Annotated in this window: 14 protein-coding genes and 2 pseudogenes; 9 read left to right on the forward strand and 7 right to left on the reverse strand. The window is 45.2% G+C overall.

Annotated features, from left to right (window positions below; genetic code table 11):
- Positions 1–8: 8 nt before the first annotated feature.
- From N5P32_RS14765 to N5P32_RS14775, 3 genes are all read left to right on the forward strand, one after another.
- Positions 9–1,868: a VWA domain-containing protein gene (locus N5P32_RS14765; RefSeq protein ID WP_265729791.1), complete on the forward strand. Its 1,860-nt coding sequence runs from the start codon at positions 9–11 to the stop codon at positions 1,866–1,868.
- Positions 1,861–2,661 carry a class II glutamine amidotransferase gene (locus tag N5P32_RS14770; RefSeq protein ID WP_265729792.1) on the forward strand — a complete coding sequence of 267 codons (801 nt, stop codon included), beginning with the start codon at positions 1,861–1,863 and terminating at the stop codon, positions 2,659–2,661. Before N5P32_RS14765 ends, N5P32_RS14770 begins: the two co-directional genes overlap by 8 nt.
- 135 nt (positions 2,662–2,796) lie before the next feature.
- Positions 2,797–3,045 carry a hypothetical protein gene (locus N5P32_RS14775; RefSeq protein WP_265729793.1) on the forward strand — a complete coding sequence of 83 codons (249 nt, stop codon included), beginning with the start codon at positions 2,797–2,799 and terminating at the stop codon, positions 3,043–3,045.
- A 121-nt stretch (positions 3,046–3,166) separates the two neighbouring features.
- Here the strand turns inward: N5P32_RS14775 and cysK are convergent, their stop codons facing one another.
- On the reverse strand, positions 3,167–4,132 hold the full coding sequence (gene cysK, locus N5P32_RS14780) for a cysteine synthase A (protein WP_265729794.1): 966 nt from the start codon (positions 4,130–4,132) through the stop codon (positions 3,167–3,169).
- A 190-nt stretch (positions 4,133–4,322) separates the two neighbouring features.
- Between cysK and hrpA the strand changes: the two are divergent.
- The 4 genes and pseudogenes from hrpA to N5P32_RS14805 all read left to right on the forward strand — a co-directional run bounded on the left by hrpA (position 4,323) and on the right by N5P32_RS14805 (position 12,572).
- Positions 4,323–8,199, forward strand: a pseudogene (gene hrpA / locus N5P32_RS18305) (ATP-dependent RNA helicase HrpA).
- Between the two features lie 57 nt (positions 8,200–8,256).
- Entirely contained in the window at positions 8,257–9,042 is a 786-nt protein-coding gene (locus tag N5P32_RS14795; protein WP_265729797.1) for an MlaA family lipoprotein, read from the forward strand.
- A 151-nt stretch (positions 9,043–9,193) separates the two neighbouring features.
- On the forward strand, positions 9,194–10,264 hold the full coding sequence (locus N5P32_RS14800; RefSeq protein WP_265729798.1) for an ABC transporter substrate-binding protein: 1,071 nt from the start codon (positions 9,194–9,196) through the stop codon (positions 10,262–10,264).
- On the forward strand, positions 10,251–12,572 hold the full coding sequence (locus N5P32_RS14805) for an EAL domain-containing protein (RefSeq protein ID WP_265729799.1): 2,322 nt from the start codon (positions 10,251–10,253) through the stop codon (positions 12,570–12,572). The genes N5P32_RS14800 and N5P32_RS14805 overlap by 14 nt, the downstream gene beginning before the upstream one ends.
- Positions 12,573–12,582: 10 nt before the next feature.
- Here the strand turns inward: N5P32_RS14805 and N5P32_RS14810 are convergent, their stop codons facing one another.
- The 5 genes and pseudogenes from N5P32_RS14810 to N5P32_RS14830 all read right to left on the reverse strand — a co-directional run bounded on the left by N5P32_RS14810 (position 12,583) and on the right by N5P32_RS14830 (position 17,056).
- Positions 12,583–13,698: a PQQ-dependent sugar dehydrogenase gene (locus N5P32_RS14810; protein ID WP_265729800.1), complete on the reverse strand. Its 1,116-nt coding sequence runs from the start codon at positions 13,696–13,698 to the stop codon at positions 12,583–12,585.
- A 200-nt stretch (positions 13,699–13,898) separates the two neighbouring features.
- Complete coding sequence (locus N5P32_RS14815; RefSeq protein WP_265729801.1) at positions 13,899–14,420, reverse strand: sugar O-acetyltransferase; 522 nt, start codon at positions 14,418–14,420, stop codon at positions 13,899–13,901.
- A 90-nt stretch (positions 14,421–14,510) separates the two neighbouring features.
- Complete coding sequence (gene tal, locus N5P32_RS14820; RefSeq protein ID WP_265729802.1) at positions 14,511–15,461, reverse strand: transaldolase; 951 nt, start codon at positions 15,459–15,461, stop codon at positions 14,511–14,513.
- Positions 15,462–15,466: 5 nt separating this feature from the next.
- A pseudogene (gene dusA / locus N5P32_RS14825) lies at positions 15,467–16,491 on the reverse strand (tRNA dihydrouridine(20/20a) synthase DusA).
- Between the two features lie 349 nt (positions 16,492–16,840).
- Entirely contained in the window at positions 16,841–17,056 is a 216-nt protein-coding gene (locus N5P32_RS14830; RefSeq protein WP_265729803.1) for a DUF1127 domain-containing protein, read from the reverse strand.
- 506 nt (positions 17,057–17,562) lie between these two features.
- On the opposite strand from N5P32_RS14830, the gene N5P32_RS14835 reads away from it, so the two are divergent.
- A complete protein-coding gene (locus N5P32_RS14835; protein ID WP_265729804.1) occupies positions 17,563–18,117 on the forward strand; it encodes a YaeQ family protein in 555 nt (184 codons plus the stop codon).
- 37 nt (positions 18,118–18,154) lie between these two features.
- On the opposite strand, the gene N5P32_RS14840 is transcribed toward N5P32_RS14835, so the two are convergent.
- Positions 18,155–18,898: a dienelactone hydrolase family protein gene (locus N5P32_RS14840; RefSeq protein WP_265729805.1), complete on the reverse strand. Its 744-nt coding sequence runs from the start codon at positions 18,896–18,898 to the stop codon at positions 18,155–18,157.
- 102 nt (positions 18,899–19,000) lie between these two features.
- On the opposite strand from N5P32_RS14840, the gene N5P32_RS14845 reads away from it, so the two are divergent.
- A complete protein-coding gene (locus N5P32_RS14845) occupies positions 19,001–20,119 on the forward strand; it encodes a tRNA-queuosine alpha-mannosyltransferase domain-containing protein (RefSeq protein ID WP_265729806.1) in 1,119 nt (372 codons plus the stop codon).
- The last annotated feature ends 259 nt before the right edge of the window (positions 20,120–20,378 follow it).

Raw genomic sequence — 20,378 nt, forward strand, 5'->3', positions numbered from 1 at the left:
TCGCAAACGTGAAGTGGTTGAAAATAAATACTGTGTTGTTGGTGGCTGTTTTATCCTTTTGGATGCCGGTAAGCCAAGCGGATACACAATTCCGTGTCATTGTTGATGCCTCTGGTAGTATGCTGATCAGCGACCCTGATAAGCTGACGTCTGAGGCATTACGTCTTATTTCAAATCTCGCCCCAGAAGAGCAAGCTACGCTCGGCATTTGGCTATTTGGTGAGGAGCCGAGAGTCTTATTGCCCGAATCCACTGTCAATAAAGCCACGAAAGCCAAGTTAGCAAGCTACGTGAACAGTTACGTTACACAAGACGTGAAAACCGACTTGGAAGCCATTATTAAGCTGCTTTTGAAAACACCCGATAGTGGTAATTTGGCGTCTGGTTTCAGCCGTCACTGGATATTGGTAACCGATGGCATGGTGGACATCAGCTTAGAAGACAGCGTTAATAAAGCCTCGCGAGATCGAATTTTAAATCAACTTACTTCTGAACTGGAAGACAGAGGGATTCATCTTCATACCGTTTCTATGACGGGTTACACAGACAAAGCGCTGCTGGAATCCTTGTCACTTAGAACCAACGCGACCCATACGGAAGTGGCCATTCCAGAAGATTTACTCGATACCTTTGATCGTATTTTTTCACAAGCATCGCCTTCTGATGAGCTGCCGTTTGATGGTGACCACTTTTTAGTTGATGACGCAATCGATGAGCTGACTTTGGTCGTGTTTCATGACGGAGGGCGTCAACCTCGTATCACCAAACCAGACGGTAGTGCGTTGGCATTGGTGAACAGTAATAGTGTGTCTGTATCGGCGGCTGAGCATTACACATTGCTCACGGTGCGTCGTCCAGCCTCTGGGAATTGGACGGTCAGTAACGTGGATTTAGAGCGAAGCAGTGTCAGAGTAATGACGGATTTAGGCATACAGGCTTCGACTATTCCGCCGATTGTATTTCAAGGCGAGGCAACAGCGTCCTCGGTTGGCGTGTTTCAAGAAAATGCTCTTATTCAAGATTTAGACGTGCTTGGCTTGCTTAACGTAGAACAGACCTTGGTTCGTCTAAGTGGGGAGCAAAAGGAGACAGTGTTTATTCATAACATGGCGCTTAAAGACGATACGTTTGTTCAGACCATTGGTGCCATTTCTGAGCCAGGCAATTATGAATTGATTAGTTTGGTGGACGGTAAAACGTTTTCTCGACAGATGAGTCAGTTTTTTACCGTGAATCCTGCGATCGAATTTAGCGGAACGAACCCGAGTGGGAACTTGATTGCTTTTTCAGCTAAGCCTGTGAATTTGCGATTGGATGTCCTGAGTTCGCACATCATGCTTGAGTTTACCTACAATAATGGCACCACCAAAATGGAAGAGATGCCCTTAGTGGGGCAAGGTTATTGGGAAAAAATAATACCCGTTGAAACAAGCGATACCGTCAAGGTTCGTGCACAGTTATCTGGCGTTACACAAACCGGATCTGAGTTCGAATACTGGACGCCTTTTTGGCATTTTAATAAACAAGCGGATAACTCGTTAGAAGTTGGATTAGGGCAAGTTTCTAGTGTGGGTGCTGTTTTATTGTCGGCTCCCATTTTAGAAAAAGACGCGATGCCGGTCATGGTTCCACCGGCTATTTCCATTGTGACGGATGCCCAAGAACAGATAGAAACACAATCAGAGGGATTAAAACCCGATCAAGAAAGCTCGCCAGTGACAGAGAATACGGGCAATTTATCAGAGCAAGAATGGATCTTGTACGCCTTGTTAAACGTTGGCGGCATTATCGCAATAGCGGGCGGTATTTTCTTATATCGTCGCTTAAAACATAAATCCACAGACAGAGACGATATAAACGATGTGTGAGTTATTAGGCATGAGCGCCAATGTGCCAACGGATATTTGTTTTAGTTTTTCGGGGCTGCGAGCCCGCGGTGGTCGCACAGGTCCCCATAAAGATGGCTGGGGAATGGCCATGTACCGTGATGGCTATGTCTGGGCGATCCACGATCCAAGGCCAAGTGCCGATTCGGACATGGCAGAAGTCATCAGTAACACATCACTAAAATGTGACATTGTGATCAGTCATATTCGTCAAGCAAACGTCGGCGCGGTAAGTCTATTAAACACCCACCCGTTTAATCGTTTGTTGTGGGGCAAGACTTGGACTTACGCCCATAATGGGCAACTTGAGTCATCGGAGTCGTTGCCAATCGAACATTACCATCCATTAGGTAGTACAGATTCAGAGCGTGCTTTTTGTTGGATTGTAGAGCAATTGCAAATTCGTTTTGGTGATCAAGAGCCAAGCGTCGTCGCGGTGTCAGAAGCGTTATCAGATTTAGCATTACAGCTGAAATCGCGTGGTGTCTTCAATATGATGTTGTCTGATGGCGTGCGTTTATACTGCTTTTGTACCACAAAATTGCACTGGATTACCCGACGGGCGCCGTTTAAAAAGGCCACCCTGTCCGATGAAGATGTGATCGTCGACTTTAAAGAAGTCACCACAGACAAAGACGTTGTGACCGTCATTGCAACCCAGCCACTGACGCATGATGAACAGTGGCAGCAAATGGAAGAGGGTGAACTTTGTGTGTTTGAAGGCGGCGAAGTGGTTTGTCAGATCAAAGCGGCGCATTTAGCCACCGCTTTGTAGGCTACGCTCGTGTAGGTTATGCTCGTTTTCGGCTTTAGCGTATCTGTACAGTTTAGGTTTGGCGGTCACGGTATTTTTCACTGGCTTCGAGACCTGTTATTCTAAGGCCATTATTGGTGTAACAGAGTAAAATGAATGATTAATGATAATGATGTGATCGAAACCTTAGATGAACTAGAAACCTTTTTGCGTTTGGTTGAAATGGGCGGTTTAGGTCTGGATAACGTGTCGGGTGTGGCACTGGCAACCAACAATGCGAATGGTCGCCCTTTTGTCGCGGTTTTGGACGACAACCAGCAGTTAGTACTGGGGCGTTGGGTAACGGCCGATGTGTTTGAAAATGGCAAAGACATCGTGCGCTATGGCGCGAAAAAACCGCATTAATCATCTAACTAATGAGGTGCCTCTCCGTTCTCATTCAGAAAAGCGAGAGTAAAGGCATAAAAAATCCCCGCTAGGTTGTGGCCTAAGCGGGGATTTTGTTTTCTATGGGTGTCGCGTGTTTTTATTGTACCAATTCGTTGTCGGTGAATTCACCTTCAAACAACGCAGTAGATAAGTAGCGTTCACCAGAATCGGGTAATACAACAACGATTTTCTTATCTTTAAATTCGTCAAGTTGGCTTAAACGCTCAGCCGCAACGACTGCAGCGCCACATGAAATACCACACAAAATGCCTTCTTCACGCATTAAACGTTTCGCCATAGCTATCGCGTCTTCATTGGACACTTGCTCAACGCGATCTATGATAGAAAGATCAAGGTTTTTTGGTACGAATCCCGCACCAATGCCTTGGATTTTATGTGGGGCAGGGGCGGGTGTTTCACCGTTAAGTGTTTGCGTGATAACCGGAGAGCTGGTTGGCTCTACCGCCACACTGACAATCGCTTTGCCCTGAGTGTTTTTAATATAACGACTTACGCCAGTAATGGTACCACCAGTGCCAACGCCTGCTACGAATACATCGATTTCACCATTGGTGTCTTGCCAGATTTCTGGTCCCGTGGTTTTTTCGTGAATTTCTGGGTTGGCTGGGTTATCAAACTGCTGCAATAAAACGAAATTGTCATCTTGGGCGATTTCTTGTGCTTTTTCGATTGCGCCTTTCATGCCTTTGGCAGGCTCCGTCAAGACGATGTTTGCACCCAGGGCTTTCATCACTTGACGACGCTCGACGCTCATACTTGATGGCATAGTAATGGTGATCGGATAACCACGAGAAGCCGCAACAAAACACAAGGCAATACCAGTGTTGCCACTGGATGGTTCAACCAACGATTTTCCTTTGCTAAGAACGCCGCGTTTTTCAGCGTCCCACACCATGTTGGCGCCAATACGGCATTTAACGGAAAAAGCGGGATTGCGAGACTCAAGTTTCGCCCAAATATTCCCATTTCCAATGCGGTTTAAACGTACAAGTGGCGTGTTGCCAATGGTAAGAGAGTTATCTTCAAAGACTTGATGAGACATACCATTTCCTTTTTTTTGGTCTGTTTGAGTGATAGCGCCGTATAAGACACTTTGCGAATGTCGTTCACTATAACCCTTAGGTTGGGATTGATGTTAGAATTTACAACTATATAGATAGAGACCTTTGCACAACAATTGTGCTTGCCCATACTTTCTCTGCGACAAGCAAAAGGATACTAGTTTAGCTATCATGCCGACACATGCTGTAATGACGCGCGATCGTCATCTTATCCATCAAAAACAAGGTCAACTGAGACAACGTCAAAAAGACGGTTTGCCATTTGATCGCATGCAATCTGAATTGAACGAACTTATCGAAAAATCGGAGACACTACACCAAGCTCGTTTGTCTCGTCTGCCAAAGATCACCTACGACGAAAGTTTGCCTGTTGCCGCACGCGCGGATGAAATCATCAAAGCGATCCAAGAAAACCAAGTCGTTATTATTGCGGGTGAAACGGGGTCAGGTAAAACCACGCAGTTGCCGAAAATGTGTTTGCAAGCCGGACGAGGCATCGCGGGTCTGATCGGCCATACGCAACCAAGACGTATTGCGGCGCGCAGCGTAGCGGAACGTATCAGTGATGAGTTGCAGGTTAACCTTGGCGAACAAGTGGGTTTTCAGGTTCGTTTTAGTGATGAAAGTAACGAAGAAACACTGATCAAGTTGATGACCGACGGTATTTTGTTGGCTGAAATTCAACAAGATAAACGCCTGTATAAATACGACACCATCATCATAGACGAAGCCCATGAGCGCAGTTTGAACATTGACTTCCTGCTTGGGTATTTAAAGCAAGTCTTGGCCGCACGCCCAGATCTAAAAGTGATTGTGACCTCGGCAACCATTGATGTTGAACGTTTCTCCCAGCATTTTGAAAACGCGCCGATCATTGAAGTATCGGGTCGAACGTATCCGGTTGAAATCCGTTACCAGCCCTTGTTAAGCAAGTCCGACTCAGAGGAGTTAGACGAAGACCAAAGCATGGAGCAAGGCGTTTTAGATGCGGTTGAGCTGCTTATTGCCGAAGAACGGCAGTCAGGATATCGCGGAGCGGGCGATATTTTGGTGTTTTTACCGGGTGAGCGAGAGATTCGTGAGACAGCGGAGATTCTACGACGAGCTGAGCTACGTGGCACTGAAGTGCTGCCGCTGTATGCGCGTTTGAGCGCCAGCGAGCAACAACGCATTTTCAAATCCCATTCAGGTCGTCGGATTGTGTTATCGACGAACGTCGCGGAAACCTCGTTAACGGTGCCGGGCATTCGCTATGTCATTGACCCTGGCTTAGCGCGAATTAGCCGCTACAGTGTGCGCTCCAAAGTTCAGCAGCTACCAATAGAGAAAATCAGCCAAGCCAGTGCCAATCAGCGAGCGGGGCGATGTGGTCGTGTGGCCGACGGTATTTGCATTCGTTTGTATGATGAAAACGATTTTAACAATCGACCAGAATTTACCGATCCGGAAATTTTCCGCACCAACTTAGCGTCGGTTATTTTGCAAATGGCCAACTTGAAACTGGGCGCAGTTGAAAAATTTCCATTTGTTGAAATGCCCGAAAAACGCATGATCAATGACGGTTATCGCGCATTAACCGAGTTGGGCGCGTTGCACAAAGACCGATTGACTCCGATTGGTCGTCAGCTCGCCAAATTACCAATTGACCCAAAATTAGGGCGGATTTTGATCGCAGCTGAACAACACAGTGTGCTCAAAGAAGTGGCGATTATTGTCAGTGCCTTGTCTATTCCTGATCCTCGTGAGCGCCCACAAGATAAGAAAACCCAGTCTGATCAAGCGCATGCCGTCGACAAAGACGAAGATTCAGACTTCGCCGTGTTTTTAAACTTGTGGGAACGTTTTGAAGAGCAGCGCCAAGCCTTGTCGCAGAATCAGCTGCGTCAGTATTGTCGAAAACAGTTTTTGAATTTCATGCGCATGCGTGAGTGGCGAGATATTCATCGACAAATCATGATCGCTTGTAAGCAGCTTGGTTTTAAAGAAGTTCAGCACGAAGAACGTCATTACGAAGCCATTCATCGTTCATTGCTGGCGGGGTTGTTTACGCACGTGGCGAATAAAATGGAAGACAGTAAAGACATGCTGGGTTGTCGATCTCGTAAGCTGTCTATCTTTCCAGGCTCCATGTTATTTAAAAAACCACCACAATGGATCATGGCCGCAGAGCTGAGTGGAAACCAGCAAGCTGTACGCGCGCGTTGCCGCTCGTATTGATCCTGCTTGGATTGAAGAATACGCCGCGCCCTTTGTAAAACGACAATACTTCGATCCGCATTTTGAGCGGAATCAAGGTCGTGTCATGGCCAATGAACAAGTGTCTTTGTATGGCTTGGTGATTGTTGCGAAACGTCGTATGGATTATGGCCACGTCAACCCAGAGGACGCGCGTGAGATATTTATCCGCTCTGGGCTGGTGGAAGGCGAGCTTAGAACGAAGCAAGCGTTTTTTCGTAAGAATAAAGCCTTGATTGAATCGCTAGAGACGCAAGAGGCCAAGCTGCGGACTCGCGATATTTTGGTGGATGACGAGACAGTTTTTGCGTTTTATCACGCTAGGCTGCCTGATCATGTGCGCAATCTAAAAAGTTTAGAGCACTTTGTAAAAACCTCGCCTGAAGCGCTGCTCATGACTCGTGAGGATCTGGTTCAGCAAGACGTAAATGTCGACGCGGCTGCGTTTCCAGATTCTTTTGGTTTGAATGGCGTTGCTTTGCCGATTGATTATAAGTTCGACCCCGGCCAAGCCAGTGATGGTGCTACCTTAAAAGTGCCTGTTGGTTTGTTGCGCCAGTTGAGCTTAGACGATTTGGGATGGGCGGTTCCCGGTTTTATTAAAGAGCGTTGTGAGGCGTTATTGCGTGGTCTCCCAAAAGCGTTGCGTCGTCGGTTTGTGCCAATTCCGCAGTTTGTTGAGCGTGTGTACCCCAATTTGTCGAAAGACAAAGGCGATTTGCTCGAACAGCTGAGTTTGCAGATTAAGCGCGAAACCTTAATCGATATTCCATTAAACGAATGGAATGCTGAAAAACTGGATTCGCATTTGACACTCAATTTAGAAGTGGTGGACGAGCGCGGAAAAATCTTAGGTGTTGGGAAGAATCTAGCGCAGCTACAGGCGCAGTTTAGCGATCTGGTGGAAGAGAGCTTTGCCAAATTTGGCACGAAGCAGCATGAGCAAGAAGGGCTAAGCGCTTGGCCGGATCAAGACATTCCAGAGCGTCAGGAGATCAAGCAAGCGGGCATCAAAGTGACCGCGTTTCCTGCCTTGGTTTCCCAAGGTGACAGTGTGTCTCTTAAAATGTTTGACGATCTGAACACCGCGCTGGACACGCATCGTAAAGGCGTGGTGACGTTACTGAAATTGACGCTCAGCAAAGACATGCGTTACATGCAGAAAAACTTACCTCACCTAAAAGAATCTATGCTGATCTTTTCCCCGTTGGGGCAGAAAGAAACCTTGCTAGAGGATTTGCTTAATGCAGTACTAGAAAAAGTATTTCTGGAAGGTCGTGCGCTGCCGCGTACCAGAACGGAGTTTGAATCGTGCGTTAGCACTCATAAACCTCGATTAATCAGTGTTGCCAACGAAATGGCAGAGCAGCTGTATCGTGTCTTATCCTCTTATCAAGGGGTTGCGAAAAAAATGAAGGGCACTATTCCACTGCCTTGGACGCGAGTGTATGGGGACATAAAGGTGCAATTAGAGCAGCTTATTTACCCCGGTTTTATTGGCAATACGCCGCTTTTTTGGTTGGGGCAATTGCCACGATACTTTAAAGGCATCGAAGTGCGGTTGGAGCGTTTTCAAAATCATTTGAACAAAGAAAATGCCGCTGTGTCTGAATTGGAAGCACTTTGGTTGAAATATACCCAACAGAGAAAGGCACACGAAGACAAAGCATTGTATGATCCAGAATTGGTGAAGTACCGTTGGATGTTAGAAGAGTATCGCATCTCCTTGTTTGCGCAGTCCGTGGGCACTTTGGAACCCATTTCTGAAAAGCGCTTGGCGAAACAATGGAGCGAAGTGAAAAAACTGGTTTAGTGATTGGATCGGGCGGCTGTCTGGTATTCGATGATAGATAATAAGGAAGAGTGAAGAATGCTGAAAGTAATGGCTACATGGTTGCTAAGTATGAGTTTTTTGTTTTCTCAGTCGGTCTTTGCAGCGACAGAAGAAGACCCTTGGGAAGGGTTTAACCGATCCATGTTCGCGTTTAATGACACCATCGATGGCGCTGTGCTTAAACCCGTGGCGCAAGGGTACAAGGCGATCACGCCCACGCCGGTGCAAAAAGGCGTGAGTAATTTTTTCTCTAACTTGGGGGAAATAAGCAATATTGCCAATAACTTATTGCAAGGGAAGTGGGATGGTACGGCGTCATCGACTTTTCGTTTTTTGATAAACAGTACCGCGGGTTGGTTTGGCATTTTTGATGTGGCCAGTGAAATGGGTCTGAAAAAGTACGATGAAGACTTTGGACAAACCTTAGGTTATTGGGGGTATCGTCTGGCCCTTACCTGGTCATGCCGTTCTTTGGCCCGTCCACAGTACGGGATGGTTCTGCTTTTGTTGTGGAATACACTTACGTGGATGAAACGGGGCTTTTTGGATTTGAATAGTGATGAAGAGTTGGGCTTATTAGGGCTGAAAGTGATTGATACGCGGGCTCGCTATCTTAATGCTGAAGGCATGATAGTCGGGGACCGCTATAGCTTTATTCGTGATATCTATCTGCAAAATCGCGCTTACGAAGTCTATGATGGTAATGTCCCAAGCAAACCCGTGGCTCAGGATGCGAATCAGGGCGATGACAGCTGGGCGGAAGACAGTTGGGGTGAGGAAGCGGACAGTGGTTCTAGCTGGGGTGAGGAAGCCGATTATTGATCGCTGTGTTGTGATCGAAAAACCATGAATGGGTGAGGTTTATGTATTGTTATTGAAAGATTGTATGATTTTTAACAAAGGTTTACCCTTTTTGTGTATTTAATCTGATCTAGATACGATACTTTTTTACTTTATATTTTTGAGAGAACCCATGAAGAAATTACGTATGATCGCGACATCACATCTTGGTTCTTTCTTTCTGTATACCTCATTGGTTTTATCGTTTGACGCCCACAGTCAGCAGCCAACGCTGAATATTTTGAATTGGGATGACTATCTTTCAGAGCAAACCATCAACGAATGGGAAAAACTCAATGATTCAAAAATACGACTAATAACGTATGACAATGAAGACATGAGAGATTTGCTTCTCACGGACACCAAACAGCATCAAATTGACCTTGCGATTGTGGATGTTCAATCCGCCAATAAATTAGCGAACTTGGGCTACTTGTTTGATCTGAATGTTGCGCAGTTTAAAGGCAATATCGAACCGAAATGGCTCGAAACATGTGGTGATCATGCTGTCCCGTATTTATGGGGAACGTTAGGCATTGCATACCGAACCGATAAAGTCACTTCTCCTGTCGATTCGTGGGCGGACTTGTTTTCTTCTAGACAAGACCTAAAAGGTCATATCGCAATGTTGGGCGATTATTACGGACTGAGCGCACCCGCTTTAATACATTTGAACTTGTCGCCTTATACAGACAAAGAACAAGATTTAAAAAAAATGTATGAACTTTTAAAGCAGCAAAGTGATGATGTTCTCACCTATGATTACGCTCCTTCCTATCTACTGGACGCGGAAAACAAAGACGATATGTACGCAGCAGTTGTTTACAGTGGTGATCAATACACCATGAACGACAGCATTGGAAAAGACGTTTGGAAGTATGTGCTACCCAAAGAAAGCTCTTTTCTCTGGTTGGATTGCTGGGTGATTCCCGCTAACTCCGAAAAAAAGGTGTTAGCTCAATCATTTATTGATTATATTGGCCGAGCTGATGTTGCCGCTGCGAACTCTGAAAGCATCGGCGTTGCCACAGTAGACCTAAGAGCTTACCAATTACAAAGCTCAGAAATGCGAGAAGATGAATTAATTTATCCATCACAAGAGGTTTTAGATGGCTTGTATTCTTTTCAAATGTTATCAGACGCGAACATAAGAAAACGCATTCGAATACAAGAAGCGATCAAGGTTATTCATGAATCTAAATAAGCGACTGGTTCTTTTACTCTTCCCAATCATTCTATTTGGGTACGGGATCGCTACTTTTTTTGTGTATCAATACCAAAAAAGCAGCGTAATTGAGTTAGAACAAGCGAAACTAGAGCAACGCATGTTTCAGCTGCAAAGTGTCTTTAAAGAAGAATCTTCTGCTGTAGACAATGCAATGGCCCTCTTTTTGGAGGGCGGGTATTTATCGGACTTTTTAACCTCGGCTTCTTCTAGTTATCGTGATATTGCACTCAGTCAGGGGTTGAATGTACTGACCTCCCAGATTTTGTCTAATAAACCCAATAGCCGACTTTCGTTTGCTTTATACAACGGAAGTGGCGACGAATTATTTTATTATGAGCGAAGCGCTGACCCTTTTGCCACTATAAGTAATGAGCAGTTTGGGGTAACCCAAAAAATGATTGCTCATCACATAACGTCTAGCTGGGAGCTGTTTCATAACAGCTCAGATATAAGCGTAGTGAAGGGGCGCTTATTGGACAGGGTGGCGCTTCTGCCATTTAAAGGTCGTGATATTAATGACAGTGTTCAGCTGTCTTTTGCAGTTCGTATGGATCAGTTTTCCGAGTATTTGGCGACGCTGGAACAGTCGTACAACGCAACGCTTGTTTGGTCCAATCAGATTTTACCCGTTGAGAATGTATTCGCTCACTCGATACAGCTTTCGCCTAACCAGTTTCTTACTATTAAGCCAAATGCTTCGGTATTGGCAAGGCCGTTATTGAATTTACGGATACAGCTTATATTTGTCGCATTTTTTCTTGGCGTGATAACTTACGGATTATTAATATATTTGATTTCTCGATTCATCACCGCGCCGATTAGCGCTCTTGATAACGAACTCACGCAGGTGATGGAGTACCAAAAAGAAAACATTTCCCCCACCGAAAGTAGAAGTGAAATTGGCCAGTTAAGTAAGAAGTTTTACGTGTTATTTGAGCAGTTGCAAAATAACTTGAAAAAAACCCACGAGATGGCCATTACGGATACCTTGACGTCCTTACCAAATCGTTTTCGTTTTTATGAGTATGCAAAAAGTGCATTGATTAAAGCAGAGCAAGACAAACGATTTGTCTCCTTGATATACATTGATTTAGACAACTTTAAATTTGTAAACGATAAGTTAGGTCACGAAGCGGGCGATGACCTCTTGTGTTTTTTAGCAAACGATTTGCAGCGGTTGATTAAACCAATTTTACAAAGCCAAGGTGGTTGCATGGTGTCTCGCTTGTCTGGCGATGAGTTTGCCATTGTGCTGACTCATAAAGTTGCCGTGGATGAGGCGGATGACTTGGCTCAGTCTGTGGTCGCTCTTTTCGAGAGGGGCTACCAGTCAGACCATTACTATTTTCCTGTTTCTGCGAGCATGGGTATTGCCACTTACCCTGCAGATGGCCATAACTTAAAAGAGTTGATCGCTAATGCAGACATGGCGATGTACAACGCAAAACGTTCAGGAAAAAATCGCTACAAACATTATTCCGAAAACATCGCTTCCGCTGCGCGCCGTACCAAAAGCATCGAAACACAGCTGAAAATGATCGATTGCGATAAAGAGTTCTCACTTGTGTACATGCCTTACACGTCGGCGAACATGCAAATTAAAGGCTTTGAAGTGCTGATTCGCTGGCATTCTGCGGAGCTAGGTGAGATTCATCCGGATGAATTTATTCCCATTGCAGAGCAAACCGGAACCTACGCTAAAATAGACCATTGGGTGTTTGAAACCGCGTTTAAAAGCCTTCCCAAAATTCGTGATATTTTCGGTGAAGAGTGTGTTTTATCGATTAACATCTCAGCGGCTGAACTGGGTCATCATGTTGTACTAGACCGCCTTATTGAGCTGAAGGAACAATATGGCATTGAAGACAAAAGTATTGAACTTGAGTTGACCGAAACATTCAGTTATGTGCAAACCAGTTCCGTATTTGATGTATTGAATGGATTGCAAAAGGCGGGCTTCAGTATTGCGATAGATGACTTTGGGGTAGGCTATACGCCGCTTCTTCATATGATCGATTATCCAGTCGATAAGGTTAAGCTAGACAAGGTTCTCACCGAAAGAGTAACCAACCCCGAATACGCAAAGTTGTTGCCTGCACTCATCGAGCTGTGTCACTTGCAAGATATTGTTGTGACCGCGGAAGGCATAGAGAACACCTCTCAGTATAAGAATCTAAGAGAGGCAGGTTGTGATTTCTTCCAAGGCTATTGGTTATCGAAACCAATGACCTTGGATGAGCTGGAAAATTGGTATTATGTTTACAGCAATAAAGGCAATCTTTGACGCGACGGTTTTAGTGTTCTTCAGGCAAGATATCCAGCGTTATCTTTAAAAGTTTTCCAGAATCTGTCCCGATGTAAAGAGCGCCTTCAGAGTCTTGAGCAATCGATCGAAGGCGTTCATTCAAATGCTGCAAGTAACGTGTTTCTGTTGTTTCGCCATCTTTCTCGATTTTAATTCTGTTTAGATGCCTTAACGCCAGCGCAGTAGACAAAAAATCACCGTTCCAGTTCGAAAATAGCATTCCTTTATAGCGAATTAAGCTGCTGGGTGCGATTGATGGAATGAACACCTTGGCCGGGTTATCTATGCCGTCTTTTTCTGTGCCTTCTCCCACACTAATCGGCCCCCAATACTCTTTACCATAGGACACAATAGGCCAACCATAATTCGCGCCTGGGCGGATCAAATTGATCTCATCACCGCCTCGTGGGCCATGTTCATTGGACCACAGTGTGTGGCTATTTGTATCGTAAAATAATCCTTGAGGGTTACGATGTCCGTAGCTCCAGATTTCATTTCGGATATTAGCGTGGGTCACAAATGGGTTATCTGTAGGGATGCTTCCATCTACATTCAGGCGGATGACGCTCCCTGCGTGATTGGTTAAATCCTGTGCATTTTCTCGAACGCCACGATCACCCACGGAGAAAAAAACATGGCCATTATCGTCAAAGGCAATGCGTCCACCATAATGCTTGGACTCTTTTGTGGCAGAGTCAGTGACCAGCAGATCTTGCCAGTCAGCGAGTGTATTTCCGAGCAATTTGGCTCTGGCTAGTGTGGTTTTTGAACCGTCGTCAGTTGGCTTAGCGTAGGTAAAATACAGCCAATTGTGTTCTTTGAACTGTGGCGATTTAGCCACATCCAACAAGCCACCTTGGCCTCGATTATCAACCTTTGGTAAGCCCAAAAGCGGTTGTTTCTGTCCATTATTAAGATTGACTTTAAACGCTGTGCCTTTTTTGATCGTAATAATCGCTTCGTTATCATTGATCATGGCGATCCCCCAAGGGATACCGTCAAACTGTGTGATGTTTTTGATGCTTAATGCTTCATCCACGACCGTATCAGAGGCGCTAGCATTGAGCGCCAACAGGCTAGCTAGAAATAAAATTAGTGTTTTCATAAGGCTACCTCATTCTCGCGAATTTGCGTGCAGTATATACAAAATAGTCGAAAGAAGAGGATGTGCGAGGCTATTTCCACAACAATTGCGGAATGCTTGCCTAGTTGGATGAAGTATTCAGATAGGCCTTAATTAAGGTCTCAACGCGTGTATATTGATGGAATTATGCACAAATATTACCGACAGAAAGTGACAATAGATTAGCCGAAGAAGCGTTCGTTTTCCGCGACATTTCGCGTTACTACCGCATTAGCGGCGATAATGGCGTTATTGCCAATCTCAATGCCGGGGAGAACTTTGGCACCACCGCCAATCCAGACTTTATTGCCTATGGTAATAGGGCGTGCAAAACATTCGCCAGACGCGCGTTGGTCTGCATCCCTTGGGTGATCTACCGTATAGAGATGAACGCCGGGGCCAATTAATACATCATCACCAACATAGATATTGGCACTGTCTAAGAAAATACATTGGAAATTAATAAAGACACGTTCACCAAGGTGAATCTGTGACCCATAGTCGCATTGAAAGCCGGGTTCAATCACCACGCTGCCAAACTCCGCAAACAAACGAGTCACATGGCGAAGGTTGCCCTTGCTTGGGTGCGCATTGAATTTAGCACAGGCAAGACGAGCCGCTTCTCTGCGTAGGCGAAGATCGAGGTCGATCGCGTTAAACGGCTCGCCTTGGATCATTTTTTCTAACTCTGTTCTTTCGGTCATAATGCGTTCTTTTTTGTGGAAACTAAAAAAAACGCGACCAAGGCCGCGTTTTTTAGTACGCCGAAGCGTTAAATCGTTATGGTGGTACGATTAAAGCATAGACGCCAAAGTGACTTCTAGTTTGCGTTGATCCGCTGCGAAGTTACGAATGCCTTCAGACAACTTTTCAGTTGCCATAGCGTCCTCGTTCATCGCCCAGCGGAACGCCGCTTCAGTGATCGCCGCCGGCGCAGGTTTCACATCCGTTGTTGGCGTCAATTTACGCTCTAGTTTGCCTTCATCTTTCTTCAATTCTTCAAGCAGGTTAGGGCTGATCGTCAAACGGTCACAACCAGCAAGCTGCTCGATTTCGCCGATGTTACGGAAGCTCGCGCCCATCACAACAGTCTTGTAACCGTGTTGCTTGTAGTAGTTGTAGATTTCAGTCACAGAAACCACACCAGGATCGGTTTCTGCCGTGTACTCTTGGCCAGTCGATTTTTTGTACCAATCAAGAATACGACCAACGAATGGAGAAATCAGGTAAACGCCCGCTTCCGCACAAGCCTGTGCTTGAGCGAAAGAGAACAGCAAAGTCAGGTTACAGTTGATGCCTTCTTTTTCTAGCTCTTCTGCGGCTTTAATGCCTTCCCAAGTAGACGCGGCTTTAATTAGAACGCGGTCACGAGACACGCCAGCTTCTTCATAAAGTGCGATCAATTTACGGGCTTTCGCCAGAGTCGCTTCTTTGTCAAAAGACAAACGCGCATCGACTTCAGTGGAAATGCGACCTGGAACGTATTTTAGAATTTCCGTACCAACAATAACCGCAAGCTTGTCGCCAGCGTCTAGAATTTGCTGCTCTTTGTCATCGCTCTGTGTTTTTGCCCAAGCAACCGCTTGGTCAAGGAAAGGCGCGTATTCAGGAATTTGTGCCGCTTTTAGCATCAAAGATGGGTTGGTCGTTGCATCTTCTGGTAAAAAGTCTTTGATGGCTGTGATATCACCGGTGTCGGCCACAATGGTCGTGAACTCTTTTAACTGAGATAACTTATTGCTCATTGCTCTTATCCTTTGTGTTGATGATGTTTGACCAAATCGATGGCCTCTAATAATACATTTATCTTTGCGTCGGCTTTATGACCATTTTCAGAAAGATAACGACGGAACTGTTTGCCGCCGGCTTCCCCTGAAAAATACCCAAAATATGTCGGGTGAGGTGCAATAATCGTTCGCCTTCTTCTAGCTTGCGCTCCACATACGGAACGAAAGCCTCTAGTGCTTCGTAGCGACTCGTCACTAACGCTGGGTTACCAAAAAGTTGCTCGTCCACTTGGCTTAATAACCAAGGGTTGTGATAAGCCTCGCGGCCAACCATAACGCCATCCACGTGAGCTAATTGGTCTTTGCATTCTGTTAGGGTTTTAATGCCACCGTTCACAATGATTTCAAGGTCTGGGAAATCTTTCTTTAGTTGGTGGACATAGTGGTATTTCAGTGGCGGTACTTCACGGTTTTCTTTTGGACTTAAGCCTTCCAAAATCGCATTGCGAGCATGGACGATAAAAGTACTCACGCCCGTGGTCGCCACATCACCAACAAAATCGCGCACCACGCTGTAATCTTCTTGGTCATCTAAACCAATGCGGTGTTTGATTGTTACTGGAATATCGCAGTTATCTTGCATTGCTCGCATGGCGTCTTTTACCTTATCTGGGTAAGCCATCAAACACGCACCGATTAAACTGTTTTGTACTCGGTCACTTGGGCAACCCACATTAAGGTTAACCTCATCGAAGCCCGCTTGCTGCGCCATTTTTGCGCATTTACCCAACGCAACCGCGTCAGATCCACCTAACTGCAACGCAATAGGGTGTTCACAACCATCATATCGTAAGAATCTTTCAGGATGATTGCCTTGCAGCAAAGCACCCGTTGTCACCATCTCGGTATAAAGCAGCGTATTCCTAGTTAACGTTCTCGCAAAAACACGGTAATCGCTGGTGGTCCAATCCATCATGGGTGCGATGGAGAATCGACGATCAAGCTCAGCGCTTGAATTTACTGGGGCAGCCCCATTATCTAGTGACATTGTTATGCTATCGAATAAGTTCAAAAAAGCGCCGCGATAAAGAGCTAAAACGCTCTGCGACAGATGCGCAACATTATGTCATAAAATTACAAGATTTCTAAGCGTCTGATCGAACATTAAAGTTCGAATTTGGCGAATTTGGGGTCAGATGAAAATAGGTTGGATGAAAATAGGTTGTGAATTTAACCAATGTTCATTGCCTTAATTTTCCATTGGCTTAGTCCAAGCCATTTACTCCAACGTGAACATTCCTACAAAAACGCCTTTCACTACTGAGTAATGAAAGGCGTTGTGGTTATCCTACCCATTGTTTACCGTCACCTTAGAGCCATCTAAGGTGACAATCGGGTCACCCGTCGCTCGGTTGTTCTCCCGGCGGTATGTAAGCGTGTTCTAAAGGTTGGCTCTCGAGGTCTTTTTTCCCTGCCAATGGACGAATGTGTCCGTTGTCGCGATAGAAGCCAATGTCTTTTAGGTAATGGTCGTCCAATTGACGAAAGAGTTGATTGGTGCGGCGTGCTTCAAAATATTCTTTAGCGGCGTTGAATAGGGCGATGATACTCATAAGTTTTCTCCAAAATAGTCGTTTTAATGGTGCTTTTTTGGCGGAACTTACGGGGTTGTGTCTAATAGAGGTGACCGCGTAAATTCCGCGGTCAATGGTGAATTACACAGGCATTGAACGCGCAGGCAACGTTGCACGAACTCGGTTATTACAGCGAGTCGTCATGGAGTAAGTAGAATGATTGCGAATAAATGTGATCATGGTGCTTCTCCTTAACGTTGTTTGGTGTCAATTGTGTAATATTTGCTCGAATGAGCTTCTTGATTGAGCCTTTTTTCGTGTCTTATGTCAATTGCTTATATCGAAATAATCATTCTTTTTTTGCACACATTACGCCGTTTGCATAATGACGAAAAACAGTCTGCATATAAGGGTATGGTGAGTGTTTTTTGCTGTACAATTCGTCGCGATTTTCTTGGCTTATTTTTAGAGAGCTTTGTAGTCAATTTTTTGCAGTTAACTCTTGTGGTTAATTTTTTGTAGGCAATAACGTAGTAAGTGAGCTCATGGCGACGAAAGCAACAGTTTATAAAGCATCGGTTCAAGTGTCTGATATGGATCGAAATCATTATCAAAGTTATGAGTTAACTTTGGCGTTACATCCCTCTGAAACCGAAGAGCGCATGATGGTGCGTTTGGCAGCGTTTGCGCTATTAGCTGATGAAAAAGAAGGCGGCGAACAATTAAGTTTTACCAAAGGCATCAGCACAGAAGATGAACCGGATCTTTGGCAAAAGAATTATTCCGATGAAATTTTGCTTTGGGTGGAGTTAGGTCAGCCCGATGAAAAGCGTTTACGCAAAGCCTGCGGTCGAGCTCAACAAGTGATCGTTGTGAATTACAACGACAAATCCGACATCTGGTGGGAACAGAACAAAGGCAAGAATAGTCGTTTCGATAACCTAAGAGTATTGCAATTCCCTGAGTCTCAAGTCGAAGCCTTGGCAAAAATCTGCACTCGTTCTATGCAATTGAACGTGACTATTCAAGACAGCGAAATGTGGATCTCTGGTGAGCTAGGCGAGTGTGCTATGACGCCAATGTGGCGAGGCGAGCAATAAGCTCACCCCGACGACCACGAAACGAAAAATTAGCGTATTAGGCTTTATGCAAGGTGCGTTGGAACAGCGCAACCGCTTTGTTGTAACACTCTAAGGCTAGGGCAGGGTCGTAACGATCGCCTTCGTCGCGCATAAACGCATGCTGGCCGTTGAATTCATGCCAAGTGAATAAACGGTCAGTGTCGATTAATTGCTGGTAAATTTTCTGACGACCTTCTGTTGATACGTGCGGATCTTGTTTGCCCCACACCATGGTCAATTCCCCTTGAATCTCTTTGGTGCGAGTGAAAGAGTCATTGCCTTCGTTACATGGAATGGTATTCGAATGAATGTCTGTTGCGTACAAACAAAAGGACGCTTGGATGCGAGGGTTTAACGCCGCACGATACGCCAAATGACCACCTAAACAAACGCCCATACTGCCAAATTGTCCTGTGCAATACTCTTGTTGTTCAAAGTATTCGAGCATCGCAACCGTGTCGCTGTCGTGGGCTTCCAGTGTTTTGGTGAATTTGTCTGCGTTGCCTTTGTCTTTGCCTTCGTCGTCATAACCTAATACGGTACCGATCGGGTTAAGCTCATGAAACACTTCAGGCACAATAACCACAAAACCGTGTCCTGCCATGATGGCAGCGGAGCGAGCAATCGGAGCAGTTTGTTGGAAAATTTCAGAATAAAAGAAGACACACGGAAAGCGACCTTCTGCTTGAGGGCGGTAAACGGTGCAGCGCATCAGGCCTGTTGGCGTGTTAATATCTTGATCGTGACGTTGAATGATCATGTTATTCCTTAAAGGATTCGTTATTTTCCTACATGATATTCGACCCATGGCCGTTGAGCCAGCGACAAAGACCAAATTAAACCAACAAATGAGACCTCAATCGTGCGAATTTTATTGATCAGTGCTTACGAAGCCAGCAGCCATAAAGCGTGGGCGAAGACTTTAATGAGCGGAATGAGTCAGCATGATTGGGAGTATGTGTCTTTGCCTGCTCGACACTTTGCGTGGCGGATTCGCGGTAACGCCATGAGTTTTGCGTTTGATCCGCAATTTAAGTCCGTGATAGAGCGGTCATACGATGTCGTGATTGCGACGTCTATGACAGACGTTGTTGGGCTGAAAGCCTTTTGCCCAAACTTACAGAACATTCCTTGGCTGCTGTATTTCCACGAAAATCAATTTGCCTATCCGGCCAGCGACAAGCAGCAAGGCTTGATCGAGATGCAGATGGTGACTATGTACAGCGCATTGGCTGCAGATGTCTGTGTATTTAATAGCCAATTTAATAAGGACACTTTCTTTGGTGGCGCGCGTGCTTTACTAAAAAAGCTGCCTGATTATGTCTCACCAGATTGGTTGCATGGCACAGAATCCAACGCTCAAGTGCTTACTGTGCCATTAGAAATGTCCACTTCAATTGAGGTTTTCATGCCAGAAGAGGGCGTGAATACAAAAGCGTCGAAACGAATCAAATTGGTCTGGTCTGCGCGTTGGGAATTCGACAAAGGGCCTGATCGACTGTTGGCTATTTTAGAAGAACTAGAGCGCCGCGATGTAGACTACGAAATTGCCATCCTTGGTGAGCAGTTTCGCTCTGTTCCAAAAGAGTTTGATCAGATCCAAGCCAAGTTTTCTCATCGAATCACGCAATTTGGCTTTGCCCCAAGCCGAGCGGATTATTTGGCTTTTCTGGCTTCGTCAGATATGGTGTTGTCGACTGCGCTGCATGAGTTTCAAGGTCTTGCCGTTCTCGAAGCCGTGGCCTTGGGTTGCGTGCCTGTGCTTCCTAATCGACAGGTGTATCCTGAATTGTTTGGTGAGTCGTTGAGCGCAAAGTCTTATCTGTATCAGAGTGACTTAAAGAACATTGAAAATGAAGCCAAATACGCGGTGAATTTGATTCAGCGACATGCGACAGAAAACACCGAAGCGCCCTCAGTCAGAGCATTTTATGCCGAAAACTTACTTGACCAGTACGATACGCTGTTGAGTTCATTATGAATAAATCAAAATCTATGTATATACAAGCTGTTCGATTGAGTGGAACTTCTTCCTAAACGTTTTTTCTTAACCGTCTTTTAATTCCCCACTATCAGAATGACCTAAATGCGTGCTGAGGGCTTTATATTGCGCTTATTCTGTGCGATATTGGCGATTCAGGTGCTTTAAAATAAAAACAACATACGAGAAGTCATCAGATAAAAGAGCTTATTGCCCCATTTTTATATGTATATACATGTTGGTATGTATTTTGCTTTTT

The organism is Marinomonas pontica (genome assembly GCF_026191375.1).
Lineage (GTDB): Bacteria > Pseudomonadota > Gammaproteobacteria > Pseudomonadales > Marinomonadaceae > Marinomonas > Marinomonas pontica.